Raw genomic sequence first — 25,689 nt, 5'->3', positions numbered from 1 at the left:
CCGACGCCCGCGGGCGGGAGATTGGATCGTTCCTAAGTTACTGGCGAGTGAACTAGTTCACTGCCAACCACGGCGGTCCCGTGCCACCATGCGCGCCATGACGAGTGCAGCGTCTCCTTCGCGCCCCTTCCAGACCATCGGGATCCTCGGCCTCGGCACCATGGGTGCCGGCATCGCCGAGGTGTTCGCCAGGCACGGGTACGCCGTCGTCGGCGTCGAGAAGGACGAGGACGCCCTCGCTCGTGGCCGGCAGTACCTCGAGCACTCCACCGCCCGCGCGGTGAAGAAGGAGAAGCTGAGCGAGGCCGAGCAGGCCGAGCTGCTGGGCCGCATCACGTTCACCACGGAGATCAAGGACCTCGCCGGCGCCGACCTGGTCGTCGAGGCGGTCGTGGAGTCCCTGGAGACCAAGAAGGCGCTCTTCCGCGAGCTCGACGGCATCGTCGGCGCCGAAACCGTGCTCGCCACCAACACCTCCAGCCTCTCGGTCACCGAGATCTCGACCGCCAACTCCCGACCGGGTCGGGTCGTCGGCGTGCACTTCTTCAACCCCGCCCCGGTGCAGGAGCTCGTCGAGGTGGTGCGCACCGTCGTCACCGAGGAGCAGGTGCTCGACGACGTCACGGCGCTCATCAGCGGCATCGGCAAGACGGCGGTGGTCTGCGGCGACAAGGCCGGCTTCATCGCCAACACGCTGCTCTTCGGCTACCTCAACCACGCCGTCTCGATGTACGAGGGCCGCTATGCCAGCCGCGAGGACATCGATGCCGCCATGCGCTTCGGCTGCGGCTACCCGATGGGCCCGCTGGCGCTGCTGGACCTGATCGGTCTCGACACGGCGTACGAGATCCTGGAGACGATGTACCGCCAGGGCCGCGACCGCCTGCACGCGCCCGCCCCGGTCCTCAAGCAGATGGTCACCGCCGGCTGGTTGGGCCGCAAGACCGGTCGCGGCTTCTACACCTATGAGGCGCCCGACAGCCCGGTCGTCGTCCCCGACGACCGCACGCCGTCCGCCGACGCGAAGCCGCAGCTGCGCCACGACATCGCGCGGGTCGGCGTCGTCGGCACCGGCACGATGGCGACCGGCATCGTCGAGGTCTTCGCCAAGGCCGGGTACGACGTGCTCTTCGTCGGCCGCGGCCAGGAGAAGCTCGACGGGGTCGTCGCCGCGATCACCAGGAGCTTCGACAAGCAGATCCAGCGCGGCCGGGCCACCGAGGACGCCAAGGCGGAGGTGCTGGGCCGGATCGCCGGGACGCTCGCGCTCGACGACCTCGGGGACGTCGACCTGGTCGTCGAGGCCATCGCCGAGGACCTCGCGATCAAGACCACGCTCTTCGAGAACCTCGACGAGATCTGCAAGCCCGGAGCGATCCTCGCGACGACCACCTCGAGCCTGCCGATCATCGCCTGCGCCCAGGCGACCTCGCGACCGCAGGACGTCATCGGCATGCACTTCTTCAACCCCGCCCAGGTGATGAAGCTCGTCGAGGTCGTCTCGACGGTCGTGACCTCCGAGGCGGTCACCGAGACCACGCGGGCGCTCTGCGCGAGCCTCGGCAAGGTCGCCGTCTCCTGCGGAGACCGGGCCGGCTTCATAGTCAACGCGCTGCTCTTCCCCTACCTCAACGACGCGGTGAAGATGCTCGAGGCGCACTACGCGACCGCCGACGACATCGACACCGCGATGAAGCAGGGGTGTGCGCTGCCGATGGGGCCCTTCGAGCTGCTCGACGTGGTCGGCAACGACGTGTCGCTGGCGATCCAGCGCGAGCTCTACCTGGAGTTCCGCGAGCCGGGCTTCGCGCCCGCGCCGCTGCTGGAGCACCTCGTCACGGCCGGCTACCTCGGCCGCAAGACCAAGCGCGGGTTCCGGGACTACTCCGCGCGCTGACCTGGCATCGCCGTGCCCCTCGGGGGGTACGACGATGGTCATGGGAGTTGAAACCGGACGCATCACCACCGACATCCCGGCCCGGCTGGACCGGCTGCCCTGGGCGCGGTGGCACTGGCTGATCGTCGTCGGACTCGGGACGGTCTGGATCCTCGACGGCCTCGAGGTCACGATCGTGGGCTCGATGTCCGACGCGCTCAAGGACCCGGACACGGGTCTGGGCCTGAGCAGCTGGGACGTCGGCTTCGCCGGCGCGATCTACGTCGCCGGTGCCTGCATCGGCGCGCTGTTCTTCGGGCAGCTCACCGACCGGTTCGGCCGCAAGAAGCTCTTCCTCGTCACGCTGGCGGTCTACATGTGCGCGACCGTGCTCACGGCGTTCTCGATGGCGCCGTGGTGGTACTTCATGGCGCGCTTCTTCACCGGCTTCGGCATCGGCGGCGAGTACGCCGCCATCAACTCCGCGATCGACGAGCTGATCCCGGCGAAGTTCCGCGGCCGCGTCGACATCGGGATCAACGGCTCCTACTGGGTGGGGGCGGCCGGCGGCGCGCTGCTGACGATCCCGCTCCTCGACCCGACGGTGGTCCCGGCCGAGTGGGGCTGGCGCCTCGCGTTCGGGCTCGGCGCCATCCTGGCGGTCGGCATCCTCCTGGTCCGGCGCAACGTGCCGGAGAGCCCGCGCTGGCTCTTCATCCACGGCCGCGAGGAGGAGGGCGAGCGCATCGTCCGCGAGATCGAGGAGACCGTCGAGCACGAGTCCGGGCATCGGCTCGAGGGCGTCGACGAGACGATCACGATCCGGCAGCGCAAGACGATCCCGTTCACGATGATCGCCCGCACGGTGTTCACGCTCTACCCGAAGCGCACGGTCCTGTGCTTCTCGCTGTTCGTCGGCCAGGCGTTCCTCTACAACGCGTTCTTCTTCACCTACGGCGACACACTCAGCACGTTCCTCGGCGTCGACCAGACCGGCTACTACATCGCGGCGTTCGCGGTCAGCAACTTCGCCGGCGCGCTGCTGCTGGGGCCGCTGTTCGACCGGGTCGGCCGGGTCCGGATGATCACGTTCACCTACGTGATCTCGGGCGCGCTGCTCGGCGTGACCGGCTTCCTGCTCGGCTCGGTGACGGCGCTGTCGCTGACGATCCTCGGTGCGGTGATCTTCTTCTTCGCCTCGGCGGGCGCGAGCTCGGCGTACCTCACCGCGAGCGAGGTCTTCCCGATGGAGACCAGGGCGCTGTGTATCGCGTTCTTCTACGCCATCGGCACGGCCGTCGGCGGCATCAGCGGCCCGCTGCTGTTCGGCTACCTCATCGACCAGGCCTCCGCCGACAAGGACATCACCGGCATCGCGATCGGCTACTTCATCGGCGCCGTCCTGATGATCGGTGCCGGCATCGTCGCAGCGTTCCTCGGCGTCAAGGCGGAGGGCCGCTCCCTGGAGAGCATCGCCCAGCCGCTGACCGTCGCCGAGGACGACGACCAGCAGGACGAGCGGGCTGGGGCGTCCACGTAGGCTGGCGGCATGATGGGCGTCATCCTGGTCCTGCTCGTGATCTCCGTGGTCGCGCTCGTCGTCGCCCAGCGCCGCTCCCGGCAGCGTGAGCTCGAGCGCCGGGAGGCCGAGCTGGCGCCGGTGCGCCAGCTGACCTTCGAGGACGTCACCGCTCTCGGCGAGCAGCTGCGCGAGCTCGACGTCGACCTGGCGGGCCGGCAGCTGGACGAGGGTGAGCGCGCGGACTACCAGCGCGCGCTGGACGCCTACGAGGCGGCGAAGACCGCGGCCGACGCGATCGCGCAGCCCGACGACGTCCGCCACGTCACCCAGATCCTCGACGACGGGCGCTACGCGATGGCATGTGTCCGGGCCCGGGTCGCGGGCGAGGCGCTGCCGGTGCGCCGGCCGGCGTGCTTCTTCGACCCGCGCCACAGCACGGCCGTCACCGACGTGCTCTGGGCACCGCCGGGCGGCGCGCCGCGCGACGTCCCCGCCTGCGCCCTCGACGCCGAGCGGGTCCGGGTCGGAGCCGACCCCGACTCCCGGATGGTGATGGCCGGCGCCCAGCGGGTCCCCTACTACCAGGCCGGCCCGGCCTACGCGCCCTACGCCGCCGGCACGTTCGGCGGCCTCGGCCCGATCCTCTTCACCGGCCTCCTGTTCGGCGGCCTCGGCGGCTTCGACATGGTCGGCGACGGACTCGGCGCGGTCGGCGATGGCATCGGCGACGGCATCGGGGACATCGGCGACGGCATCGGGGACATCGGCGACGGGATCGGCGACGCCTTCGGCGACTTCGGCGGCTTCGACTTCTGACCGTGCTCGCGCTCGCCGGTGCCCGAGCACGTGGGCGTCGTGGTCCGCGACCCGGCGTGCCTACGGGGCCCGGGTGCTGGCGGTCGAGTGCCGCCCGGCAGACTTCCGGTGGACCTGCGAGCACTTCCGCGACCGGCTCGCGGTCGTGCTGCGAGACCGTGACCTGAGCCCGAGGGGAGTCCACGCGTGGTGCTGAGGGAGAGCGGCCTGCACGTCACGACGATGGGGGAGAGCGGCCCGCTGATCGCCTTCTGCCACGGGCTCTTCGGCCAGGGCAAGAACTGGACGACGATCGCCAAGGCGTTCGCCGACGACCACCGGGTGCTGCTCGTCGACATGCCGCACCACGGTCGCTCGGTGTGGCCCGACCACTTCGACTACGTCGACGTCGCCGACCGGGTCGCGGCGCTCTTCGACCCCGCCGACCCGGTCGCGCTGGTCGGCCACTCGATGGGCGGCAAGGCCGCGATGGTGCTCGCGCTGCGGCACCCCGACCTCGTCGAGCGGCTCTGCGTCGTCGACGTCTCCCCGGTCGACTACGAGGAGCGCAGCGAGTTCACCGGCTACATCGCGGCGATGCGCGCCCTGGACCTCGACGCGCTCGAGCGTCGCAGCGACGCCGACGAGGCGCTCGCCGAGGCCGTCCCCAACACCACGGTGCGCAGCTTCCTGCTCCAGAACCTCCGCCGCGGGGACGACGGCTGGTCCTGGCAGCCCAACCTCCCGGTCCTCGACCGCGACCTCGCCGCGCTCGCCGACTGGCCCGAGGAGGCGCTGGCCGGGGCAGCGCCGTACGACGGTCCGACGCTGTGGGTGGCCGGGCAGACGTCGGCCTACGTGCAGCAGGAGTACGCCGCGTCGATGGAGCGGTGGTTCCCCCGGGTGCGCAAGGTGACGATCAAGGACGCGGGCCACTGGGTGCACTCCGAGCAGCCCGCGGTCTTCACCGAGGTGCTGCGCCGCTTCGTGCGGTGAGGCCGGGTCAGCTGGAGGCCTGGCGGGCGCGGTAGGCCGCGACCGCGTTGCGGTTGCCGCACGCGGTCGAGCAGAAGCGCCGCGAGCGGTTGCGCGAGAGGTCGAGGACGATGCCCTCGCAGGTCTCGTCGGCGCAGAGGCCGAGGCGGGACATCTCGTCGTCGCGGACGACGTCGATCATCGCCATCGCGGTGTCGACGACGATCCGGGTCGCGGGGTCGGCGTCGTTGGCGACGCCGTGCAGGTGCCAGTCCCAGGCGCCGTGCCGCACGAGCTGCGGGGTGGTGCCGGACTCGGCCAGCAGCTCGTTGACGATCTCCGCGGCGCGGTCGCGCTCCGCGCTGAGCAGCTCGTAGAGGATGGGGCGCACCGCCCGGACGCTCTCGAGCTCCCGCTCGCCGGCCGCTCGGCGGCTGGCTTGCATGTGCTCGGCGTACCAGAAGTCGAGGTCCTCGACGGTGGTCAGCGTGTCGGTGCCCACTGCGGAGTTCGCCAGTGCCACGGCAGCCTGCAGCACCAGCGTGGTGTCATCTGTCAAAGGCACGGTCGCAGATTACTGGCTTGACAGGTGGCCTGGCGGCGGATCGTCGGAATCTCCCCGTTAGCATGAGATGTGACCGACCTCGCCCGCGACACCTCCACCCCCGAGCAGGCCGCCGAGGGCGGTCGTCTCGCGAGCGGGCTCGGGTTCGCCCTGCTGTCCGCGTCGGCCTTCGGCATGTCCGGAGCCCTCGCCCGCGAGCTCCTCGGCACCGGCTGGAGCGCCGGGGCGATCGTGCTCGTCCGGGTCGGCATCGCGGCCGTGGTGGTCCTCCCGTTCGGCCTCGCATCGCTGCGCTGGCGCTGGGTGCTGCTGCGCCGCAACGCCTGGGTGATGCTCGTCTACGGCGCGCTCGCGGTCGCGGGTGCCCAGTTCTGCTACTTCTCGGCCGTCCAGCACATGCAGGTGGGGCCCGCACTGCTCATTGAGTACACCGCGCCGGCAGCGGTGGTCGTGTGGCTGTGGCTGCGCCACGGCCAGCGGCCGGGCCCGATCACGCTCGTCGGCGCCGGCCTGGCTGCGCTCGGGCTGGTGCTGGTGCTCGACCTGCTCTCCGGTGCCGACCTCAGCCTGCCCGGCGTGCTCTGGGCGCTGGCCGCCATGGTCGGCGCGGCGACCTACTTCGTCATCTCGGCCGACGAGGGCAACGGGCTGCCGCCGCTGGTGCTGGCTGCCGGCGGCCTCGTCGTCGGCACGCTCACCCTCGGACTGCTCGGCCTCGTGGGGCTGCTGCCGATGCGCGCGTCGACCGACAGCGTCACGTACGCCGGCACGACGGTCGCGTGGTGGGTCCCGATGGTCGTGCTGGGCGTGGTGACCGCCGCGATCGCCTACACCGCGGGCATCGCCGCCAGCCGGCGGCTCGGCTCCCGGCTGGCCTCGTTCGTGGCGCTGACCGAGGTGCTCGCCGGCGTCTTCTTCGCCTGGCTGCTGCTCGACGAGCTGCCGCGGCCGGTGCAGCTGCTCGGCGGCCTGCTGATCCTCGGCGGCGTGGTCTTCGTCAAGCTCGGCGAGAAGGACACCGCTGCGGTCGCTACAGCTGGTCCTGTCGTCTGACCCAGACCTCGCGCACCAGCATCAGGATCGAGGCGGCCGTCGGGATCGCCAGCAGCGCGCCCACGACCCCGAAGAGCGCCGCACCGACCAGCGCCGCGATCACGGTGACCGCGCCCGGCACGTCGACCGACTTCGACATCACCCGCGGGTAGATGACGTAGTTCTCGACCTGCTGGTAGATCACGTAGAAGATCAGGCACGCGACGCCGATCTTCCAGTCGGTGGCGAACGCGATCGCGGTGACGATCACGGCGCCGATCGTGGCGCCGATCATCGGGATCACGTCGAGCAGCGCCACCACGAACGCGAGCGCCACGGCGTACTGCCCGAGCCCCGCGACGAACAGGAACACCAGCGACGAGATGCCCGCGCACATCGCGACCAGGAACGCCCCGGAGACGTAGCCACCGACGCTCCGCACGATCCGGTCGCCGAGCCGGCCCACCCGGTCGCGGCGGCTGGCGGGGGCGAGACGGTAGATCGCCGCCTTCGTGGTCTGCAGCGAGGCCAGGAAGTAGAGCGTCAGCACGATGATGATGAAGCCGTTGAAGAGCGCGCCCAGCACCGCGAGCCCGACACCGACCGCGCCGCCGAAGATGGCGCTCAGGAAGTCGCCGCCGGTGACGTAGTCCTGGACCTTGTCGATGATGTCGTACTCGTCGTCGAGCCGCTGCACCTGACGGTTGCGCTGCAGCTCGGCGAACCACTCGGGTGCGTTCTCGGTGAGCGTGCGCACCTGGTCGGCGATGACCGGGACGATCGCGACGAGGAAGAGGGTCAGCGCGGCGAGGAACGCCAGGATCACCGTGATCACGGCGTACGAGCGGCGCATGCCCCGGCGCTCGAAGAACTCCACCGACGGGTTCAGGCCCGCCGCGAGGAACAGGGCGACGACGATCAGCATCAGCGTCGAGCCGACCGCCTGGATGCGCATCGCCAACCAGATCGCGAGCAGCACGCCGGCCCCGCCGAAGAAGCCGACGTAGAACGGCGCGTGCCGGTCGAGGGGCGGCCCCGGCTCGCCGAGGTACTCGTCGCCGGTCGGGATGCCCCCGTCGCCCTCGGCGGCGGGCTCCTCCTCGACCGGTGCCGGGGCCTCGCTCACTCCTCGTCCTTGGTGAAGCCCGAGATGACCTCGTGCAGCGACGCGAGCTGCGCGGTGATCGCGTCGCGTCGCTTGGTGAGCCGGTCGACGTCGGCGCGCACGGCGGCCGCCTGGCGCTCCGCCTCGGCGGCACCGGTCGACGTGATCGACTCGGCGTGCGTGCGGGCCGTCGTGACCACCTGCTCGGCCTCGCGTCGGGCCCGCGCGAGCAGCGCCTCGGCCTCGGTCGAGGCCTGGGCCCGGTGCTCGTTGGCCTGCGCGGTCGCCGCGCGGGCGCGCTCCTCGGCGGCCTCCGCCCGCTGCTCGGCCTCGTCGACGAGGCGCTTGGTCTCGGCGGTCGCGGTCGCGTGCTGGTCGGCGGCCTCGCGGGCCAGCCGCTCCTTCTCGACGGCGAGCGTCCGCTGCGCCTCGAGCACCTCGCGGTCCGCCCCCGCACGCAGCTGCTCGGCCTCGCGACGGGCGGACGTGCGCAGCTCGTTGGCCTCCTGAGCCGCGGCGAGCAGCAGCTGGGCGGAGTTGCGCTGGGCGGTGGCGACCATGTCGGCGGCCTCGCTGCGCGCCAGCTCACGCTCCTGCTCGGCGTCGGCGATGAGCCGGGACCGGTGCTCGTCGAGCTCCTTGAGCTGCACCAGCCGCATGTCCTCGGCCTCCCGGGCGGCGTCGGCCCGGATGGCCTTGGCGTCGCGGGCGGCCTGCTCGCGGATCTCCGCGGCGTCGCGGGTGGCGATCTCGCGGACCTCGGCCGCCTCCTCCTCGGCGAGGCGCAGCATGGCGCTCGCGCGACCACCGAGGCCGGCGTACGACGGGTTCTTGTTCTCCTCCAGCTCGGCGCTGAGGTGCTTGACCTGATCCTCGAGCTCGAGGACACGGCGCTCGGACTCGCTGAGGCTGGAGCTGAGGCCGGACTTCTCCGCGGTGAGCTGGCGCAGCCGCGTGTCGACCGCGTCGCGGTCGTAGCCGCCGCGGCGGACCACCGGGATCGCACTGGGTGCGGCGGCCTGGGCGCGCGGCGGGAGCACCGGCGCCGGGGTCGGCACGGGACCCGGCGCGGACGCGGGCGCAGGCGTCTCGGCCTGGGGCTCCGGCTCCACCGGGGCCTCGGCGGGGGTCTCGGCGTGGGGCGTGGGCGCCGTCGGCGCCGTGGGCTCCTCGGCCTCGATCAGCTGCTCGGCGGGCGACGGTTCGTCCCGCCCGGGCACGGCCGGCATCACCTGCGTCGCGTCGTCGGCCGCGGCGCGGGCCTGGTCCTCTTCCGGCTCCTGGTCGTCGAAGATGGACAGTCCCTGGTCGCTCATCGCGGAGCTTCTCCTTCGGCAGTCGGTGTGTCGTGGGCCAGTCTGGCGGATCAGCCGAGAACAACCCACCCCGACCCGGCACGATCTCGTACCGGATCGGGGCGGGGCCGACGAATGAGGCGGCGACCTCGGTGCGGCTAGACGCCGCGGAACCGGTTGATCGCCTCCAGGTGCTGGTCGCGCATCTCGTGGTCGCGGACGCCCAGACCCTCCTCGGGGGCCAGGCAGAGGACGCCGACCTTGCCCTGGTGGGCGTTCTGGTGGACGTCGAGCGCGGCCTGGCCGACCTCGGCGAGCGGGTAGGTCTGCGACAGCGTCGGGTGGATCTTGCCCTTCGCGATGAGACGGTTGGCCTCCCACGACTCGCGGTAGTTGGCGAAGTGCGAGGAGATGATCCTCTTGAGGTTCATCCACAGGTAGCGGTTGTCGTACTCGTGCATGTAGCCCGAGGTGGACGCGCAGGTGGTGATCGTGCCGCCCTTGCGGGTCACGTAGACGCTGGCGCCGAACGTCTCGCGGCCGGGGTGCTCGAAGACGATGTCGATGTCCTCGCCGCCGGTGAGCTCACGGATCTTGGCGCCGAAGCGCTTCCACTCCTTCGGGTCCTGGGTGTGCTCGTCCTTCCAGAACTGGTAGCCCTCCTCGGAGCGGTTGATGATCAGCTCCGCGCCCATCGAGCGGGCGATGGCGGCTTTCTCCTCGTTGGAGACCACGCAGACCGGGGTGGCGCCGCCGTTGAGGGCGTACTGCGTGGCGAAGCCGCCGAGGCCGCCGGAGGCGCCCCAGATCAGGACGTTGTCGCCCTGCTTCATGTCGCCGCCGTTCTTGCTGACCAGCTGGCGGTACGCCGTGCAGTTGACCAGGCCCGGGGACGCGGCCTCCTCCCAGGTCAGGTGCGCCGGCTTGGGCATCAGCTGGTTGGCCTTGACCAGCGCGACGTCGGCGAGGCCGCCGAAGTTGGTCTCGAAGCCCCAGATCCGCTGCTGCGGGTCGAGCATCGTGTCCCCGTGGCCGTCGGGATCCTCGAGCTCCACCGAGAGGCAGTGCGCGACGACCTCGGTGCCGGGCTGCCACTTCGTGACGCCGGGACCGGTCTTGAGCACCACGCCGGCGAGGTCGGAGCCGACCACGTGGTAGGGCAGGTCGTGCCGCTTGGTGAGCGGGGAGAGCCGGCCGTAGCGCTCCAGGAAGCCGAACGTCGAGACCGGCTCGAAGATCGAGGTCCACACGGTGTTGTAGTTGATCGCGGAGGCCATCACCGCCACCAGCGCCTCGCCCGGGCCGAGCTCGGGCAGCGCCACGTCCTCGACGTGCAGGGACTTGCGCGGGTCCTTCTCCTTGCTCGAGAGGCCCTCGAACATGTCGACCTCGTCCTTGTGGACGGTGGCGGCGCGGTAGTGGTCCGGGATGTCGAGGTTCGCGAAGTCGCCGGCGGCGGTGTCGCCGGCCAGGATCGCGTCGAGGATGTGCTGCACGTCGGCTCCTGGGTGGGTCAGGGTCGGGCTGTTGGCGGGAGATTACCCACCGGTAACTCGGGGCGACACCTCCTGTGACATGTCCCTCAGTGCCCGGCGCTCGCGGGCTGCACCAGCTCCACGAGGACGCCGCCGGCGTCCTTGGGGTGGATGAAGTTGATCCGCGAGTCCGAGGTGCCGCGCCGAGGCTCGTCGTACAGCAGGCGGAGCCCGCGCTCGCGCAGGATCGCGCTGACCGCCTCGACGTCGGTGACCCGGTAGGCCATCTGCTGGATGCCGGGTCCGCTGCGGTCGAGGAACTTCGCGATCGTGGACTGCTCGTTCAGCGGCGCGAGCAGCTGGATGCAGGAGCCGGAGTCGCCGACCGCCATCATCGCCTCACGCACGCCCTGCTCCTCGTTGACCTCCTGGTGCGCCAGCCGCATGCCGTAGGTTCCCTCGTAGAAGGCGATCGCCGCATCGAGGTCGGGCACGGCGATGCCGACGTGGTCGATGGCGGTGAACAGGTGCGCGGCGGCGTCGAGGCCGGTCGAGGTGCTCATGCCGCTCATGGTCGTACGGCGTGCGGCCCGCGGCGAGCGCGTGTGACCTTTTCCACCCTCGCCGGTGCTCCGCCCCGTGGGTAGTGTCGGCCAGAGTTCCCCCTGTTCCTCGCTGCCCACTCCTGGAGGCTCTCCATGTCCGGTCCGTCCGTCATCGTCGCTGGTGCGCGCACCCCGATCGGCCGCCTGTCCGGCAGCCTCAAGGACTTCTCCGCCGCCGAGCTCGGTGGGGTCGCGATCAAGGGCGCGCTGGAGAAGGCCGGCGTCTCCGGCGACCAGGTCGACTACGTGATCATGGGTCAGGTGATCCTGGCCGGCGCCGGCCAGAACCCCGCCCGGATCGCGGGCGTCAAGGGCGGCATCCCCATGAACGTCCCCTCGATCACGATCAACAAGGTCTGCCTCTCGGGCCTCAATGCGATCGCGCTGGCCGACCAGCTGATCCGCGCCGGCGAGGTCGACATCGTGGTGGCTGGCGGCATGGAGTCGATGACCAACGCCCCGCACTTCCTGCCGAAGTCGCGCGAGGGCATCAAGTTCGGTGACGTGAAGCTCGTGGACTCGATGGCCTACGACGCCCTCTTCGACCAGTTCACCTCGCAGGCGATGGGCCTGCTCACCGAGGAGTGCAACGCCGCCGCGGCGAACCTGACCCGCGACGAGCAGGACGAGTTCGCGGCCCAGTCGCACCAGAAGGCCGCCGTCGCCTGGAAGAACGGCGTCTTCGACGACGAGGTCGTGCCGGTCGAGATCCCGCAGCGCAAGGGCGACCCGATCCAGTTCGCCACCGACGAGGGCGTCCGCGGCGACACGACCGCCGAGTCGCTCGGCAAGCTCCGTCCGGCGTTCTCCAAGGAGGGCACGATCACGGCCGGCTCGTCGTCGCAGATCTCCGACGGCGCCGCCGCGGTCGTCGTGATGAGCAAGGCGAAGGCCGAGGAGCTCGGCCTGGAGTGGCTGGCCGAGATCGGCGCCCACGCCCAGGTCGCGGGCCCGGACTCCTCGCTCCAGCTGCAGCCGGCCGCCGCGACGGCCAAGGCGTGCGAGAAGGAGGGCATCGCCGCGACCGACCTCGACCTGGTGGAGTTCAACGAGGCGTTCGCCGCCGTCGGCATCTCCTCCGCGCGCGAGCTCGGTCTCGACAACGCCAAGGTCAACGTCAACGGTGGCGCGATCGCCCTGGGCCACCCGGTCGGGATGTCCGGCACCCGCGTCGTGCTGCACCTGGCCCTCGAGCTCAAGCGCCGTGGCGGCGGCGTGGGCGCCGCGGCCCTGTGCGGCGGCGGCGGCCAGGGCGACGCGCTGATCGTGCGTGTCCCGAAGAGCTGACTCCGTCGCCGACCTGGTCGGGCGCGCCCGCGAGGGTGACGCCCGGTCGGTCGCCCGGCTGATCTCACTGGTCGAGGACGAGTCGCCGCTGCTCCGCGAGGTGGCGGCGGCCCTCGCCGCGCACCCCGGCCACGGGCACGTCGTCGGCATCACCGGTGCCCCGGGCGTCGGCAAGTCGACGCTCACCAGCGCGCTCGTGGCCCGGCTGCGCCGGGACGACCGGCGGGTCGGGGTGCTGGCGGTGGACCCGTCGTCGCCCTTCACCGGGGGCGCGCTGCTCGGTGACCGGGTGCGGATGCAGGACCACACGCTCGACCCCGAGGTCTACATCCGCTCGATGGCGTCCCGTGGCCATCTCGGCGGGCTGGCGTGGAGCACCCCGCAGGCGCTGCGGGTCCTCGACGCCGCCGGCTGCGACGACCTGCTCGTCGAGACCGTGGGCGTCGGGCAGAGCGAGGTCGAGGTCGCCGGGCTCGCCGACACCACGCTCGTGGTGCTCGCGCCCGGGATGGGCGACGGGATCCAGGCGGCGAAGGCCGGACTGCTGGAGGTCGGCGACGTCTACGTCGTCAACAAGGCCGACCGCGACGGCGCCCAGCAGGTGCGCCGCGACCTGCGCTCGATGCTCTCGCACGCCGCTCGCGGTGAGGACGACTGGGCGCCGCCGATCGTGCCCACGGTCGCGCACGACGGCCAGGGGCTCGACGAGGTCGTCGCCGAGGTGGCGCGGCACCGGACCTGGCTGGTCGGCAGCGGCGAGCTCCTGCGACGCCGTACCCGCCGCGCGCGCGGCGAGATCGAGGCGATCGCGGTGACCGCGCTCCGCAGTAGGTGGGCCGACGTCCACGGCCGCCACGAGCTCGATGAGCTCGCAGCGGCCGTGGTGGCGGGGGAGACCGACCCCTACGCCGCCGCCGACGAGCTGCTCGGCAGCGTCTCCGGCTGACGCACGCGGGTGTGGCCGGGCAGGAGCGCCGCCGCCACCGCCACCGCGGCGGTGGTCGCCACGAGGTAGACGAGGCTCGCGCCGAACGCCTCCACCATGCCCTGGTCGATCCGGCCGAAGAACACGATGCCCACCAGCGCCACGCCCAGCGCGTTGCCGACCTGCTGCCCGGTCGACGCGGTGCCCGACACGGTGCCGGCGTGCTCGGAGGCGACCGAGCCCATCACGGTGCCGACGAGCGCCGCGAGCGCGACGCCCATGCCGAGCCCGCCGACGGCCAGACCCGGCGCCAGCCACAGCACCGAGCCCCCGACGCCCACGTGCTCGACCGCGCCGAGCAGCAGCAGGTGGCCGAGGCCGAACGTCGCCGCCGCGCCGGCGATCGTCGCCCGCGCGCCGTACCTCGCGATGAGCGGTGCGGCATCCGCGGTGCCGACCATGTAGGCAGCGGCGACGATCGTGAAGACCGCGCCGGACGCCAGCGGGCCGAGGCCGCGGCCGTCCTGGAGGTAGAGCGCGAGGACGAGGAAGTAGGCCGCCATGCCCGTGAAGAGCAGGGCCTGACCGGCCAGGCCCGCCCGCACCCCGCGCGCGCCGAGCGCGTCGGGGTCGACCAGGGGTCGGACGCCGCGACGGCGCAGCGCCCGCCCGCGCAACCAGGCGAGGTCGGCGAGCAGCACCGAGCCGACCAGGCTGGCCCAGGTCCACAGCGGCCACCCCTGGCGCTGCCCCTCGATCAGCGGGAGCACCAGCGCCGTGAGGGCGGCGACGACCAGGGCCGCCTCCGCCACGTCGACCCGCGGTGCCCCGGCGATCCGGGTCTCGGGCAGCAGCCGGGGCGCCGCGGCGACCGCGGCCAGGCCGATCGGCACGTTGACGAGGAAGATCGCCCGCCAGCCGCTCCCGGCCAGGTCGAGGTGGATGAGCACGCCCCCGATCAGCTGGCCGGAGGCGGCCGCGACGCCCATGACGGTCGCGTAGGCGCCGAGCGCGCGGGCCCGGTGCGGTCCGGCGTACACGTCGCCGATCAGGGCCAGCACCGTCGGCGCGATCGCAGCCGCGGCCGCGCCCTGCACCAGGCGGGCGACCACCAGCGTGGTGGTGTCGGGGGCCAACCCGCACGCGGCGGAGCTCGCCACGAACAGCGCGGTGCCGAGCATGAAGACCCGGCGCCGGCCCCAGCGGTCGGCGACCCTGCTGGCGACGAGCAGCAGGCCGCCGAACGTCAGGCCGTAGCCGGCCACCAGCCACTCGAGGGCGGTGTTGTCGGCGTGCAGGTCGCGCTGCACCGACGGCAGCGCGACGTTGACGACGAAGAAGTCGAGGACGATGAGGAAGGTGCCGGTCAGCAGCACCGCGAGCGGGCCGCGCCGGAAGCTGATGTCTGTCATGACGACGTTCCTCCACCCTCCCGTAGCGGGAGGGTCAACCCCCTCGGCCGGGCCGGGAAATCAGCTGGACCCTCCGGTAGGGGGAGGGTGCAGAGTGGCGGCCATGACCGACCAGCTGAGCATCGGCGACTTCTCGCGGATGACCTTCCTGACCGTGAAGGCGCTGCGCCACTACCACGAGGTCGGGCTGCTCGAGCCGGCCCGGATCGACGAGCACAGCGGCTACCGCTACTACCGGCCGGAGCAGGTCGCGCAGGCGCGCCTCATCCGTCGCCTGCGCGACCTCGACCTGCCCGTCGACGACGTGCGGACCGCCCTGGCCGCGCCCGACGAGGAGTCGCGCGACCGGGTGATCGTCGCGCACCTCGAGCGGATGAGCCGCCAGCTCCAGGAGACCCAGGAGACCGTGGACTCCCTGCGCCGGATGCTCTCCGGCGAGGAGCGCCTCGAGGTGGTCCACCGCGACGAGGCCGCGTGCACGACGCTCGCGATCCGCGGGTGGGTGACCGGCGAGAGCGTCGTCGGCTGGTGGCTCGAGGCGTTCACCGAGCTGCACCGGCTGGTGCGCACCTCGGGGGTCGAGCGCACCGGCCCGGACGGTGCGGTCTTCCCGACCGAGTTCTTCGCCGAGGGGGAGTCCGAGATCGTGGCCTTCGTGCCCGTCGCGTCCGTCCCGCCGCTGCCCGGACGGGTCGAGGTGGTCGAACGCCCCGCAGCGCGCCACGCCGTCGCGACGTACGACGGCCCGATGGTCGACCTCGACAGCGCCTACTCGGCCGTCGGTCGCGCCGTCACCGAGCAGGCGCTGGCGGCCGACGGGCCGGTGGTCGAGCGCTACCTGCCGACCGGCGACCCCGAGGACCTGATCGCCCACGCGACCGAGGTGTGCTGGCCGGTGCGGTGACCACGCGCCGGTGGGTCGAAGGGCAAGAAGGGGACGAGGTCGCGGCTCCGGTCCCGTAGCCTCGCGCAGGTGAGCCTCCCGTTCGACCCGATCGACGAAGCCGCCCGCCAGTGGGGCAAGCGCTGGGAAGGCGTGCCGGCGATGCACGCCGTGACCTCCCTGATGAGGGTGCAGCAGCTCGTCATCGGAAGGCTCGACGCGATCCTCAAGCCGCACGGGCTGACGTTCGCGCGCTACGAGGCCCTGGTGCTGCTCACGTTCTCCTCCCGCGGGTCGCTGCCGCTCGGCAAGATGGGCGAGCGGCTCCAGGTGCATCCGACCTCGGTCACCTCGATCGTGCGCCGGCTCGAGTCGGCCGGCCTGGTGACCCGGCGCGCGCACCCCGACGACGGCCGGGCCGTGCTCGCGGAGATCACGGCCGGCGGACGGGAGCTGGTCGAGCGGGCCACGCGCGACCTGATCGACGCCGACTTCGCACTGGGCGCCCTGTCCGAGGACGACCTCGAGACGCTCTCGGCGCTGCTCACGCCGGTGCGCAAGGCCGCCGGGGACTTCTGAGGGCCGCATGGTCACCGCCGACGACGTCCGCCGCGTCGGCCTGGCCCTGCCCCGCGCCTACGAGTTCCACACCGGCGGCCGGGCCAAGCTCAAGGTCCGCCAGATCGTCTTCGTCGGCTTCAGCAAGGACGAGACGCTGATGGGCTTCGGCTACCCGAAGGACGCCCGTGACGGGCTGATCGAGTCCGACCCCGAGACGTTCTTCCTCCCGCCTGCGCGCGACCTGCGCTACCAGTGGGTGTGCGCGCGCCTCGACCGGCTGGACCCCGTCGAGATGCGCGAGCTGGTCATCGACGCCTGGCGGATGTGCACGCCGAAGATGCTGCACGACCTGCCCGAGCTCGATCCTCCTGCAGCTCAGGCGTGGGCCGCCGTCGACGCGGGGGAGTGGGACGAGCTGCAGGCACTGCTGCACCCCTACCTGCACTTCACCGACGGTGCCGTGGCGCTGCGCGGGCGCACGAACGTGATGACGCACCTGCGCAGCCACCCCACGCCGAAGCCGCCGACCGCCGTCGAGGTCCGCGACGGGCAGCTATATCGCTGGACCCGCTAGGGCCGACCTCGGGCACGATGGCGTCTGTGTCCCTGCCGACCCCGACCCTGGTCACCGACCGCCTGCGGCTGCGCCCGTTCGCGGCCTCCGACGCCGACGCGCTCTGGGCGCTGCACAGCGACGCCCACGTGCTGCGCTACTGGGACTCGCCGCCCTGGCGCGACCCGGCCCGTGCAGAGCGGTTCCTGGCGGCCAGCCGCCAGCTGGCGGAGGAGGGCACCGGCGCACGCCTGGCCGTCGACCGCGACGGGACCTTCATCGGATGGTGCAGCCTGAGCCGCTGGAGCCCCGACCACCGCAGTGCGGCGCTGGGCTTCTGCTTCGCCGCGCCTGCGTGGGGCCACGGCTACGCGACGGAGGCCGCGGGGGCGTTGCTGCGCTGGGCGTTCGAGGCGCTCGACCTCAACCGGGTGCAGGCCGAGACCGACACGCGCAACGCGGCGTCCGCGCGGGTCCTGGAGAAGCTCGGGTTCGTCCACGAGGGCACGCTCCGCGAGGACTGTGTCGTGGACGGCGACGTGTCGGACTCGTGGGTCTTCGGGCTGCTGCGGCGGGAATGGCAGCCGCCCGCCGCGGACCGGGGTCCACGACGGGCGGCTGCGGGTTGAGCGTGCGTCAGGTCAGGAGCCGCCACCCGGCTGGGTGACGCCGTTGACCTTCAGCGTGTACGGCGCGAACTGCTGCACCAGCTCGGTCGGGTCGTCGGTCGCGACGATCGCCACGACCTTGTCGAACGGCGCGCCCGCGGCCAGCTGGTGCCGGCTCAGGGACACGTGGTTGCGGCCGTCGAACTCGACCTGCAGCACGGCCGGGACCTTGCCCTCGCGGATGCCCACCAGCTTGAGGTTCCAGTTGGCCACCTCCGCCGGCCGGATCTGCGTGGGCGACTTGAACGGCGCCAGGCTGGACCCGTCGCTGATCGTGGTGCCGCCGACCGCCACGTCGTCGATCTCCAGGCCACCCTCGTTGACGCCACCGTCGCTGACGTACCGGAAGCTGAGCAGGATGGTCTTCCCGGCGTACGCCGAGAGGTCGAACGAGTGCGGCTCGAAGCCGTCCGTGGTGCCGTTGAGCGCCGGGCCGAACGGGCCGTCGACGGTCTTGTCGCCGGCGATCGAGGTGTAGGTCTTGCCGCCGTCGGTCGAGACCTGGACGTAGCCGTAGTCGTAGCCGAGCTCGGCGCCGTACTTCGCGAGGAAGGTCAGCGTCGGGTTCGTCGTCGGGACGGCGACCTGGGTGACCGCGGCCGCGTCGAGGTTGGTGTCGTTGCCCGACCACAGCACGGGGTTGCCCGCCCGGTCCGGGTCGTTGGACACGACCGTCCACTCCAGCGGCTGCTCGGGCAGGGTCGCCGCGCCGTCGAAGGTGAGCGAGCGCAGCTTGTTGCCCTTGAGGACCTTGCCGTCGGCACCGCGGAGCGCGACGTAGTCGGCGCCGTTGGGTGCGGCGCCGGGGGTGTCGTAGGACTCCGGGTTGTCGAGGTTGACCGTGGAGCGCAGGCTCGGCGTGGTCACCTTGTCCTTGCGCGCGCCGACGACGATCGCGTGCTTGGCGTCGCCGACGATGCGGTCGAGCAGCACCATCGACTGGTACTGGTGGATCAGCGTGTACGGGTCGTCGATGCCCTCGTCGGCGAGCTCCGCCGCCAGGCTGGCGATGCCCTGGCGCTCACCGTCGCGGTGCAGCGCCGACATGAAGTCGGTGCCGAACCGGTCGTAGAGGTAGAGCATCATCGAGTAGGCGTTGCCGTAGTCGGCGAGCACGGCCGCGGGGTTGGGGTCCTCGCCCCACAGCGTGAGCGAGTTCTGGGCGCCGCCGCAGTCACGCGGGTTGGGGTTGTACTGCGTCTGGACGTTGCCCCAGCCCTGGAAGCAGTTGATGTGGCTGTCGTTGCGCGGCTGGTCGATCGTCCTCGTGGCGTCGACGTAGCCGACGAGCGTCTGCGCGAAGTCAGAGAGGCCCTCGTTGATCCAGTTCGTCTCGAACGGGTCGGTGTAGTAGTGCAGCAGGTGCTGCCACTCGTGGGCGAACGTGCCCTCGTAGAGGTTCGGGCGCGCCGGGCGGCTCGTGCACGGGTCCGCGGTCGCCGCGTCCGCCGGGTTGTCACCGGTGCGGTGCGCCCAGTCGTAGGCGTCGATCGTCATCACGTTGCGGTCGAGCAGCTCGTTGAACTGCGCGGAGAAGAAGCCCGCGATGTAGGTCGAGGCGGCCGGGAAGTCGTAGTAGTTGTCGTCGCGGACGTTGTCGATCAGCGCGACCGTCTTGTCGCCGTCACCGGTGTAGTTGCCGCCGTTGCCGTTCTTGTCGGGGCCGAGGAGGGCGTTGCTGCCGTCACGGTCGGGAGGGGTGCTGAACGCCGCCGTCTCCTTGGGGTACATGTTCCCGTCGAACTCCGTGATCAGCCGCGCCACCTGGGCGTCGGTGATCGTCGTGGAGTTGGCGACCTGGTTGCGGCAGTCCGCCGGCAGGAACGCCGTGTCGTTGGCGACCCAGACCTCGATCTTGTCGCCGACGCCGCGGAGCGTGTAGTCCTTGCGGTAGAGGACGCCGTTGGCGTCGTCGAGGCCGACCCACTGGCGCTGCGTGCCCACCGCGGGCGTCGCTGCCGCCGCGAGGCTGCTGCGCTTGCGCGACTGGGCGCCGAGCTGGCCGAGCTGCTTGGTCGAGTACTTCGCGTCCGGCGACACCTCCCGCACGTCGCTCGGCGTGGTGACGTCCGAGGCGCGGGGTGCGGCGGTGGTGCCGGGCGCCGCTGATGCGCCGCCGTAGGGGATGAGGAGCCCCGCCGCACAGGTGGCGAGCGCGACTCCGGCGGACAGCAACGATGTCTTCATGAGACCTCCCGAAAACGGCGCCTGCCGAGTGCTGACCCGCGGTAGCGGGGTGGCGCCGGGTTAGTTCCTATCCCGAGCGGAGCCCGGCTGGCAAGGGTCGACCGGTACTACCCGCGACCCGTTCCCTCTGGTCTGATCGGAGCGTGGACCTCGCCGCAGCCCTGGCCCAGCTCCCCGACGACCCGCGCGTGGTCGTCACCGGCAACCACGCGACGCCCTGGCACGTGCTGGGCCTGGTCGACTCCGAGCTGGACCGCTACCGGCTGTGGGCGCTCAACGGGCAGCGGGGTCTCCCCGACCGCGACGGGGTCACCCTGGAGACGGCGTTCGTGGGCCCGGGACAGCGGCGCAGCCCGCGGCTGAGCTACGTGCCGTCCCGCCTGTCGATGGTCCCGCGCCTCTTCGGCACCGCGCTCCCACCGGACCTGGTGGTGCTGCACACGACCCGGCCGCGCGGCGGCAAGGTGTCGATGGGCGTGGAGGTCAACGTGATGCCGGCTGCGCTCGAGGCGGCCCGGCGGCGGGGCGGGCTCGTGGTCGCGCAGGTCAACGACCACATGCCGTGGACCTACGGCGACTCCGTCATCGACCTCGAGCTCATCGACGTGCTCGTGGAGGCGGACACGCCGATGCCGGGCGCGCCGGTGACCGTGATCGACGACGAGTCGGCGCGGATCGGCGAGCTCGTCGCCGCCCGGGTCGGCGACGGGGCGACCCTGCAGGCCGGCATCGGCGCCGTACCCGACGCGACCCTGCACGGCCTCACGTCCCGCAGCGGGCTGCGGGTGTGGACCGAGATGTTCTCCGACAGCATCCTCGCGCTGGAGAAGGTGGGCGCCCTGGACCGCAACGTCGCGATCTCGGCGTCGTTCCTCTTCGGCTCGGCCGAGCTGCTGGAGTGGGTGCACGACAACGAGCGGGTGGAGCTGGTGCGCACCGAGGTCACCAACAGCCCGGCCCGGATCGCCCGCAACCCCCAGCAGCTGAGCGTCAACACCGCCCTGCAGGTCGACCTCTTCGGGCAGGCCAACGCGTCGCGGATCGGCGCCCGGATCCACTCGGGCTTCGGCGGCCAGACCGACTTCTTCGTCGGCGCGATGCACAGCGAGGGCGGCCAGGCCCTCATTGCGATGAGGTCCTGGCACCCCAAGGCCGACTGCTCGACGATCGTGCCGCTCGTCGACGAGCCGGTGACCTCCTTCCAGATGACGGCGGTCGTGACCGAGCAGGGCGTCGCGGAGCTCTACGGCCGTGACCAGCGCGAGCAGGCGCGGCAGCTGATCGAGTACGCCGCCCACCCGCGGGTCCGCGAGGAGCTGCGCGAGGAGGCGGTCGCGCTCGGTCTGGGCTGACTTCCCTAGGATTGGCCGCATGAGTCAGCAGCCGTTCTCGCGCCCCGGCGCGTTCGACCTCTCCGGCCTCGCGAACGCCGCGCCCGGCGCGCCGTCCGCGGGCGGGCCCGTCGGCTCGTCGTACGCCGTGGAGATCACCGAGCAGAACTTCCAGTCGACGCTCGAGGCGTCGATGACCGCACCGGTCTTCCTGGTCTTCTTCTCGCCGACCCGGATGCCCGAGAGCGCGACGCTCGCGCAGGACCTGACCACGCTGTCCGGTGAGTTCGAGGGCCGCTTCCTGGTCGGTCTCGTCGACATCGACGCCGTGCCGCAGATCGCGCAGGCGATGCAGATCCCGTCGATCCCGCTGGTCGTCGCCGTGCTCGACGGGCGGCCCGCGCCGCTGCTGCAGGACGCGTTGCCCCTCGACCAGCTGCGCACGCAGATCACCCAGGTGATGCAGCAGCTGACCGCCAACGGCATCGCCGGCCGGCACCAGCCGCGCTCGACGGCCGGCGCTGCGGGGGAGGACGGCGAGCCCGCCGCCGACCCGCGCTACGCCGCGGCGCAGGACGCGCTCGGCGACGGCGACGTCGACCGAGCGGTGGCGGAGTACCAGAAGCTCGTCGACGCCAACCCCGCCGACACCGAGGCCGCCGCCGGTCTGGCGATGGCGAAGGTGCTCCAGCGCACCCAGGGCGCCGACCTCAACGCCGCGCGCGCGGCGGCCGCGGCGAACCCCGACGACGTCGACGCGCAGACGCTGGTCGCCGACCTCGACATGCTCGGCGGTCACGTCGAGGACGCCTTCAACCGCCTCGTCGACCTGGTCCGTCGCAGCTCCGGTGACGACCGCGACAAGGCCCGCGAGCACCTCCTCGGCCTCTTCGGCGCCGTCGGCAACGACGACCCCCGGGTGCTCCGCGGCCGGCAGAACCTGGCGTCTGCGCTGTTCTAGCGGGTCCGGGGCGGCGGTGTCGGTTTCACCGGTGCACCGGTGAAACTGTCACTTCTCAGGCGTTGCAACGGCCGAGAAGTGACAGGAAAGCCTGAGGAGTCCAGCGGAGGAGACACCGGATGCGCGTCCTGACGGCGTTCACGCAGGGCAAGGGCGTATCCCCGAACCTCGACCGGCTGGTCGCCACCGACGCGTGGGTGGCCGTCATCGACGGGGTCACGCCGAAGAGCGACGAGATGGCCGGCGCGATCGCGGCAACCGCGCGCCTGGTGGACGACATGGTGGTGGCGATCGAGAACGCCGACCCCGGTCTCGACCCGTTCGACCTGGTCGACACGCTGACCGACATCACCGCCACGCACCAGGGCCGGCACCGCCCGAGCGCCGCGGGGGCGGTCTTCTCGCTGGCGGCGAGGCGGGTGGTCGTCGTGACCGACACCTGGGTGGCGGTGGACGGAAGTGCGCAGTTCTACGGACATCGGTACGAGGAGCACGTCACCGGCATCCGCCGCGCCCTGACCGATCGCGAGCTGGCGGCCGGTCGCTCCGTCGACGACCTGCGCCGAGACGACCCGGGGCGGGTCGCGATCGGCGACCTGCTCGTCCGGGAGTCCGGGCTGATGAACGTGGACGGGCAGGGTGACTACTTCTACGCCGCCTGGAACGGGCTGCCGATCCCTCGACACCTGCTGACGAGCGTCGAGGTCCCGCTGGACGCCCGGGAGCTGATCCTCGCCACCGACGGCTACCCCGTGCTCGCCCCGACCTGGGAGGAGACCGAGCTGGCGCTGCAGCGCGAGCTCGCCGACGACCCGCTGCGGATCGGGCCCTACGGCGGTCCGAAGGCTCTTGCGCCGGGTGCGGACAGCTTCGACGACCGCTCGTTCGTGCTGGTCGAGCTCTGATGATCAGCCGCCGAGCGCGTTGAGCACGGCCCGGACGGCGGGGGAGTCCGCCATGCTCCGCCGGTGCACCGCGATCACGTCGCGGGTCGGCTCCGGGTCGTGGGCGGGTACGCCGACCAGCTCCTCGCCGAGCGGCTGCCGGCCGAGCCGGGGCACCAGGGCGATGCCCAGGCCGGCGCGCACGAGAGCGAGGTGCGAGTCGAACTCCATCGCGGTGTGCGCGATGCGGGGCAGTCGCCCGGTCCCGGCGTACATCCGGGTGAGCCACTGGCGGCAGATCGTGCCGTCGGGCGTGGCGATCCAGTCCTCGTCGACGAGGTCTCGCGGCGTGAGCGTCGGCCGGGCGGCGAGCGGGTGGTCGACGTGGACGACGACGTCGGCGACGTCATGGGCGACGACCGTCGCCTCGAGGTGCTCGGGGATCGAGATCGGCACGTCGCCCCAGCGGTGCACGACGCCGAGGTCGCTCTGGCCGCTGGCCACCAGGTCGACGGTGTCCCACGGCTCGCGCTCCGTGAGCGTGAGGGTGAGGTCCGGGTGCTGGTCGCGCAGGTCGCGTACGACGGGCGCCACGAGGCCGCGCATAGCGGTCGAGAAGGCCGTGACCCGCAGGTGGCCGGCCACGGCCCCGGCGCGGCGGTGCAGGCCGGCCTCGACGCGCTCGAGGTCGGTCAGCAGCCGCACGCCGGCGTCGACGAGGTGCCGGCCGTGGTCGGTGAGCATCACGCCGCGGCCCACCCGCTCGAGCAACGGGACGCCGGTCTGCTTCTCGAGCCGCTTGACCTGCTGGGAGACTGCGCTCGGGGTGTAGCCGAGCGCGTCGGCCGCGGCCACCACGGAGCCGTGGGTGTCGACCGCGCACAGGCTGGTGAGGGCAGCCAGATCGATCATGCAGCGATGCTACATGGAAGGGTGCATGAGGATTCGCTGGTGCTTCACGGTGGCCATGCGGTTGGCTGGCGTAGTGAACCGCCGCGACTCGCTCCTCGCCGCCCTGGTCGCCTCGATCTGGGGCTTCAACTTCGTCGTCATCGACTGGGGGATGGCCGGCATCCCGCCGCTGCTGTTCGCGGCGATCCGCTTCACCTGTGTGGTCTTCCCCGCGATCTTCTTCGTCGCCCGGCCGGACGCGCCGTGGCGGGTGGTCGCTGCGGTCGGCGCGTTCATGTCGCTGGGCCAGTTCGGCTTCCTCTACGTCTCGATGGACGCCGGCATGCCGCCGGGTCTCGCCGCGCTGGTCCTCCAGGCGCAGGTGATCTTCACGATCCTCATCGCGGCCGGGGTGCTGCGCGAGCTGCCGACCCCGACGCAGGTCGTGGGGGTCCTCGTCGGTGCCGTCGGGCTCTCCGTGGTCGCGGTCGGCCGCGGCGGCCACGTCTCCGTGGTCGCGCTGTCGCTGTGCCTGCTCGCGGCGCTCTCGTGGGGGATCGGCAACGTGGTCTCCCGCGCCTCCGGCGTACGCGGCGGGCTGTCGCTGACCGTGTGGTCGGCCGTGGTGGTGCCCGTGCCGCTGCTCGCACTGTCGCTCGCGGTCGACGGCCCCGCGGCGATCGGCGACGCGCTCGCGTCGTTCTCGTGGCAGGCCGCGGTCTCGACGCTCTACACCGCGGGGCTGGCCTCGTTGGTGGGGTACGGCGTCTTCAACACGTTGCTCTCGCGCAACCAGTCGTCCTCCGTGGTGCCCTGGGTGCTGCTCGCGCCGGTAGTGGCGATGGCCTCGGCCTGGTTGCTGCTCGACCAGCGGCCCAACGCGGCCGAGGTCACCGGCGGGGTCCTGCTCGTGCTCGGGGTGCTGGTCGCGATGCGGCCGCCGCGGTCGGGGTCAGCGCGGGCCGACGACGCCGACCTCGTCGATGCGCACGATCTGGCGGCCCAGCGGTAGCAGCGCCACCGGGATCATCTTGAAGTTCGCGACGCCGAGCGGGATCCCGATGATCGTGAGGCAGAGCAGGAGGCCGGTCACCACGTGGCCGAGCGCGAGCCAGATGCCCGCGACGACCACCCAGATGACGTTGCCGAGCGCCGACCAGAAGCCGGCGGTCGGCTGCCGGATGACCGTCCGGCCGAACGGCCACAGCGCGTACGCCGCGATCCGGAACGACGCGATCCCGAAGGGGATCGTGACGATGAGGATGCAGCAGACGACCCCGGCCACGGCGTACCCGATCGCCATCCAGATCCCGCACAGCACCAGCCAGATGACGTTCAGCAGGAAGCGCATGCGGTCAATCTAGGGCTAGGCGGCCGGACCCTTCGCGCGAACGTCGGCGACGGTGCTCATCGCCTCGCGGAGCTCGGTGAGCCAGTCGTCCTCGTGCTGGCCGACCAGGCGCACGCACCAGGCCAGCGCCTCGGACCGCGACCGCGCGACGCCGGCGTCGACGAGAGTGTCGAGCACCAGCCGCTGCGGCTGCCGCAGCCGGGTCATCACCGGCGCCGAGACGTGGGTCCACAGCTCGCGCCGCTCGCCGACCGCCAGGCCCCACGAGACCTTCCGCTCGAACCGGTGCTGCGCCTCCTGGGCGATCTCCATGCGCTGCTCGCGGGTCTCCTCGCGGAACCCGCTCGCGCGCCCGGCCCGCGCCTCGGCCACCGCCGCCTCGGACCCCTCCATCTCGACGTCCGCGATGGTCAGCACCACCGTGATCTCCTCGCGGTCCACCGTCACCTCGGCGGGCTGCCACTCCGCCGGCAGCCGGCCGGCGAACCAGCCGCTCACACGCTCCTGCAGTTCATTCGTAATCATGTAATCAAGATTACGACCGGAGTCA

Annotated in this window: 25 protein-coding genes; 15 read left to right on the top strand and 10 right to left on the bottom strand. The window is 71.9% G+C overall.

Annotation, left to right across the window (positions count from 1 at the left end; translation table 11 throughout):
• The first annotated feature begins 97 nt into the window (after nucleotides 1-97).
• The 4 genes from HZF07_RS22925 to HZF07_RS22910 all read left to right on the top strand — a co-directional run bounded on the left by HZF07_RS22925 (nucleotide 98) and on the right by HZF07_RS22910 (nucleotide 5,189).
• Nucleotides 98-1,897 carry a 3-hydroxyacyl-CoA dehydrogenase family protein gene (locus HZF07_RS22925; protein ID WP_157339851.1) on the top strand — a complete coding sequence of 600 codons (1,800 nt, stop codon included), beginning with the start codon at nucleotides 98-100 and terminating at the stop codon, nucleotides 1,895-1,897.
• A gap of 40 nt (nucleotides 1,898-1,937) precedes the next feature.
• Nucleotides 1,938-3,416, top strand: a complete 1,479-nt coding sequence (locus HZF07_RS22920) for an MFS transporter (protein ID WP_157339850.1) — start codon at nucleotides 1,938-1,940, stop codon at nucleotides 3,414-3,416.
• Nucleotides 3,417-3,425: 9 nt separating this feature from the next.
• Nucleotides 3,426-4,214: a hypothetical protein gene (locus tag HZF07_RS22915; protein WP_157339849.1), complete on the top strand. Its 789-nt coding sequence runs from the start codon at nucleotides 3,426-3,428 to the stop codon at nucleotides 4,212-4,214.
• 186 nt (nucleotides 4,215-4,400) lie between these two features.
• Nucleotides 4,401-5,189: an alpha/beta fold hydrolase gene (locus HZF07_RS22910; RefSeq protein ID WP_309504946.1), complete on the top strand. Its 789-nt coding sequence runs from the start codon at nucleotides 4,401-4,403 to the stop codon at nucleotides 5,187-5,189.
• Nucleotides 5,190-5,196: 7 nt separating this feature from the next.
• Here the strand turns inward: HZF07_RS22910 and HZF07_RS22905 are convergent, their stop codons facing one another.
• Entirely contained in the window at nucleotides 5,197-5,733 is a 537-nt protein-coding gene (locus HZF07_RS22905; RefSeq protein WP_181645629.1) for a CGNR zinc finger domain-containing protein, read from the bottom strand.
• Nucleotides 5,734-5,802: 69 nt separating this feature from the next.
• Here HZF07_RS22905 and HZF07_RS24655 point away from each other — a divergent pair, with 69 nt between their 5' ends.
• A complete protein-coding gene (locus tag HZF07_RS24655; RefSeq protein WP_309504945.1) occupies nucleotides 5,803-6,786 on the top strand; it encodes an EamA family transporter in 984 nt (327 codons plus the stop codon).
• On the opposite strand, the gene HZF07_RS22895 is transcribed toward HZF07_RS24655, so the two are convergent.
• From HZF07_RS22895 to mce, 4 genes are all read right to left on the bottom strand, one after another.
• The gene (locus HZF07_RS22895; RefSeq protein ID WP_181645628.1) at nucleotides 6,764-7,891 is read right to left on the bottom strand and encodes an AI-2E family transporter; all 1,128 of its coding nucleotides are present in this window, start codon (nucleotides 7,889-7,891) and stop codon (nucleotides 6,764-6,766) included. The two genes, HZF07_RS24655 and HZF07_RS22895, sit on opposite strands and share 23 nt — an antisense overlap.
• On the bottom strand, nucleotides 7,888-9,186 hold the full coding sequence (locus HZF07_RS24650; RefSeq protein ID WP_269778399.1) for a hypothetical protein: 1,299 nt from the start codon (nucleotides 9,184-9,186) through the stop codon (nucleotides 7,888-7,890). The genes HZF07_RS22895 and HZF07_RS24650 overlap by 4 nt, the downstream gene beginning before the upstream one ends.
• A gap of 137 nt (nucleotides 9,187-9,323) precedes the next feature.
• Nucleotides 9,324-10,661 (bottom strand): crotonyl-CoA carboxylase/reductase, encoded by a 1,338-nt coding sequence (gene ccrA, locus HZF07_RS22885; RefSeq protein ID WP_181645627.1) that lies wholly within the window; start codon nucleotides 10,659-10,661, stop codon nucleotides 9,324-9,326.
• A gap of 86 nt (nucleotides 10,662-10,747) precedes the next feature.
• Nucleotides 10,748-11,203: a methylmalonyl-CoA epimerase gene (gene mce / locus HZF07_RS22880; protein WP_157339848.1), complete on the bottom strand. Its 456-nt coding sequence runs from the start codon at nucleotides 11,201-11,203 to the stop codon at nucleotides 10,748-10,750.
• Nucleotides 11,204-11,338: 135 nt separating this feature from the next.
• Between mce and HZF07_RS22875 the strand changes: the two genes are divergently transcribed.
• Complete coding sequence (locus tag HZF07_RS22875) at nucleotides 11,339-12,532, top strand: acetyl-CoA C-acetyltransferase (protein WP_157339847.1); 1,194 nt, start codon at nucleotides 11,339-11,341, stop codon at nucleotides 12,530-12,532.
• A complete protein-coding gene (meaB, locus tag HZF07_RS22870) occupies nucleotides 12,516-13,478 on the top strand; it encodes a methylmalonyl Co-A mutase-associated GTPase MeaB (RefSeq protein ID WP_181645626.1) in 963 nt (320 codons plus the stop codon). The genes HZF07_RS22875 and meaB overlap by 17 nt, the downstream gene beginning before the upstream one ends.
• Here meaB and HZF07_RS22865 read toward each other — a convergent pair.
• The gene (locus HZF07_RS22865; protein ID WP_157339846.1) at nucleotides 13,436-14,869 is read right to left on the bottom strand and encodes an MFS transporter; all 1,434 of its coding nucleotides are present in this window, start codon (nucleotides 14,867-14,869) and stop codon (nucleotides 13,436-13,438) included. The genes meaB and HZF07_RS22865 overlap by 43 nt on opposite strands.
• A gap of 103 nt (nucleotides 14,870-14,972) precedes the next feature.
• Here HZF07_RS22865 and HZF07_RS22860 point away from each other — a divergent pair, with 103 nt between their 5' ends.
• The 4 genes from HZF07_RS22860 (at nucleotide 14,973) to HZF07_RS22840 (ending at nucleotide 17,495) form a co-directional block, all read left to right on the top strand.
• Entirely contained in the window at nucleotides 14,973-15,773 is an 801-nt protein-coding gene (locus tag HZF07_RS22860) for a MerR family transcriptional regulator (RefSeq protein WP_181645625.1), read from the top strand.
• Between the two features lie 69 nt (nucleotides 15,774-15,842).
• On the top strand, nucleotides 15,843-16,331 hold the full coding sequence (locus tag HZF07_RS22855; RefSeq protein ID WP_181645624.1) for a MarR family winged helix-turn-helix transcriptional regulator: 489 nt from the start codon (nucleotides 15,843-15,845) through the stop codon (nucleotides 16,329-16,331).
• Nucleotides 16,332-16,338: 7 nt separating this feature from the next.
• On the top strand, nucleotides 16,339-16,887 hold the full coding sequence (locus HZF07_RS23555; RefSeq protein WP_198346319.1) for an MmcQ/YjbR family DNA-binding protein: 549 nt from the start codon (nucleotides 16,339-16,341) through the stop codon (nucleotides 16,885-16,887).
• 17 nt (nucleotides 16,888-16,904) lie between these two features.
• Nucleotides 16,905-17,495, top strand: a complete 591-nt coding sequence (locus HZF07_RS22840) for a GNAT family N-acetyltransferase (protein WP_157339844.1) — start codon at nucleotides 16,905-16,907, stop codon at nucleotides 17,493-17,495.
• Nucleotides 17,496-17,507: 12 nt separating this feature from the next.
• Here HZF07_RS22840 and HZF07_RS22835 read toward each other — a convergent pair whose 3' ends face one another.
• Nucleotides 17,508-19,721 carry a choice-of-anchor J domain-containing protein gene (locus HZF07_RS22835; protein WP_157339843.1) on the bottom strand — a complete coding sequence of 738 codons (2,214 nt, stop codon included), beginning with the start codon at nucleotides 19,719-19,721 and terminating at the stop codon, nucleotides 17,508-17,510.
• A gap of 143 nt (nucleotides 19,722-19,864) precedes the next feature.
• Between HZF07_RS22835 and HZF07_RS22830 the strand changes: the two genes are divergently transcribed.
• The 3 genes from HZF07_RS22830 to HZF07_RS22820 all read left to right on the top strand — a co-directional run bounded on the left by HZF07_RS22830 (nucleotide 19,865) and on the right by HZF07_RS22820 (nucleotide 22,918).
• Complete coding sequence (locus tag HZF07_RS22830) at nucleotides 19,865-21,073, top strand: acetyl-CoA hydrolase/transferase family protein (RefSeq protein ID WP_181645623.1); 1,209 nt, start codon at nucleotides 19,865-19,867, stop codon at nucleotides 21,071-21,073.
• 19 nt (nucleotides 21,074-21,092) lie between these two features.
• Nucleotides 21,093-22,013, top strand: coding sequence for a co-chaperone YbbN (locus tag HZF07_RS22825; RefSeq protein WP_157339842.1), 921 nt, complete (start codon nucleotides 21,093-21,095; stop codon nucleotides 22,011-22,013).
• Between the two features lie 119 nt (nucleotides 22,014-22,132).
• Nucleotides 22,133-22,918 (top strand): hypothetical protein, encoded by a 786-nt coding sequence (locus HZF07_RS22820; protein WP_157339841.1) that lies wholly within the window; start codon nucleotides 22,133-22,135, stop codon nucleotides 22,916-22,918.
• Nucleotides 22,919-22,921: 3 nt separating this feature from the next.
• On the opposite strand, the gene HZF07_RS22815 is transcribed toward HZF07_RS22820, so the two are convergent.
• A complete protein-coding gene (locus tag HZF07_RS22815; RefSeq protein WP_181645622.1) occupies nucleotides 22,922-23,809 on the bottom strand; it encodes a LysR family transcriptional regulator in 888 nt (295 codons plus the stop codon).
• A gap of 73 nt (nucleotides 23,810-23,882) precedes the next feature.
• Between HZF07_RS22815 and HZF07_RS22810 the strand changes: the two genes are divergently transcribed.
• On the top strand, nucleotides 23,883-24,800 hold the full coding sequence (locus HZF07_RS22810) for an EamA family transporter (RefSeq protein WP_181645621.1): 918 nt from the start codon (nucleotides 23,883-23,885) through the stop codon (nucleotides 24,798-24,800).
• Here the strand turns inward: HZF07_RS22810 and HZF07_RS22805 are convergent.
• The gene (locus HZF07_RS22805; protein WP_157339840.1) at nucleotides 24,741-25,139 is read right to left on the bottom strand and encodes a YccF domain-containing protein; all 399 of its coding nucleotides are present in this window, start codon (nucleotides 25,137-25,139) and stop codon (nucleotides 24,741-24,743) included. The genes HZF07_RS22810 and HZF07_RS22805 overlap by 60 nt on opposite strands.
• 15 nt (nucleotides 25,140-25,154) lie before the next feature.
• A complete protein-coding gene (locus tag HZF07_RS22800) occupies nucleotides 25,155-25,664 on the bottom strand; it encodes a hypothetical protein (RefSeq protein ID WP_157339839.1) in 510 nt (169 codons plus the stop codon).
• Between the last annotated feature and the right edge of the window lie 25 nt (nucleotides 25,665-25,689).

This window comes from Nocardioides agri (genome assembly GCF_013778305.1).
Taxonomy (GTDB): domain Bacteria; phylum Actinomycetota; class Actinomycetes; order Propionibacteriales; family Nocardioidaceae; genus Nocardioides; species Nocardioides agri.
The sequence above is the reverse complement of the archived record's forward strand: the minus strand, read 5'-3'. Positions and strand labels throughout refer to the sequence as shown.

Excerpts from the sequence above, each read along its gene's own strand:
- HZF07_RS22865 (WP_157339846.1), bottom strand. The coding sequence starts at position 14,869 with ATGACAGACATCAGCTTCCGGCGCGGCCCGCTCGCGGTGCTGCTGACC.
- HZF07_RS22835 (WP_157339843.1), bottom strand. The coding sequence starts at position 19,721 with ATGAAGACATCGTTGCTGTCCGCCGGAGTCGCGCTCGCCACCTGTGCG.
- HZF07_RS22925 (WP_157339851.1), top strand. The coding sequence starts at position 98 with ATGACGAGTGCAGCGTCTCCTTCGCGCCCCTTCCAGACCATCGGGATC.
- HZF07_RS22875 (WP_157339847.1), top strand. The coding sequence starts at position 11,339 with ATGTCCGGTCCGTCCGTCATCGTCGCTGGTGCGCGCACCCCGATCGGC.
- HZF07_RS24650 (WP_269778399.1), bottom strand. The coding sequence starts at position 9,186 with ATGAGCGACCAGGGACTGTCCATCTTCGACGACCAGGAGCCGGAAGAG.
- HZF07_RS22920 (WP_157339850.1), top strand. The coding sequence starts at position 1,938 with ATGGGAGTTGAAACCGGACGCATCACCACCGACATCCCGGCCCGGCTG.
- HZF07_RS23555 (WP_198346319.1), top strand. The coding sequence starts at position 16,339 with ATGGTCACCGCCGACGACGTCCGCCGCGTCGGCCTGGCCCTGCCCCGC.
- mce (WP_157339848.1), bottom strand. The coding sequence starts at position 11,203 with ATGAGCACCTCGACCGGCCTCGACGCCGCCGCGCACCTGTTCACCGCC.
- HZF07_RS22800 (WP_157339839.1), bottom strand. The coding sequence starts at position 25,664 with ATGATTACGAATGAACTGCAGGAGCGTGTGAGCGGCTGGTTCGCCGGC.
- HZF07_RS22840 (WP_157339844.1), top strand. The coding sequence starts at position 16,905 with ATGGCGTCTGTGTCCCTGCCGACCCCGACCCTGGTCACCGACCGCCTG.
- HZF07_RS22860 (WP_181645625.1), top strand. The coding sequence starts at position 14,973 with ATGACCGACCAGCTGAGCATCGGCGACTTCTCGCGGATGACCTTCCTG.
- HZF07_RS22915 (WP_157339849.1), top strand. The coding sequence starts at position 3,426 with ATGATGGGCGTCATCCTGGTCCTGCTCGTGATCTCCGTGGTCGCGCTC.
- HZF07_RS22820 (WP_157339841.1), top strand. The coding sequence starts at position 22,133 with ATGCGCGTCCTGACGGCGTTCACGCAGGGCAAGGGCGTATCCCCGAAC.
- HZF07_RS22825 (WP_157339842.1), top strand. The coding sequence starts at position 21,093 with ATGAGTCAGCAGCCGTTCTCGCGCCCCGGCGCGTTCGACCTCTCCGGC.
- HZF07_RS22815 (WP_181645622.1), bottom strand. The coding sequence starts at position 23,809 with ATGATCGATCTGGCTGCCCTCACCAGCCTGTGCGCGGTCGACACCCAC.
- HZF07_RS22805 (WP_157339840.1), bottom strand. The coding sequence starts at position 25,139 with ATGCGCTTCCTGCTGAACGTCATCTGGCTGGTGCTGTGCGGGATCTGG.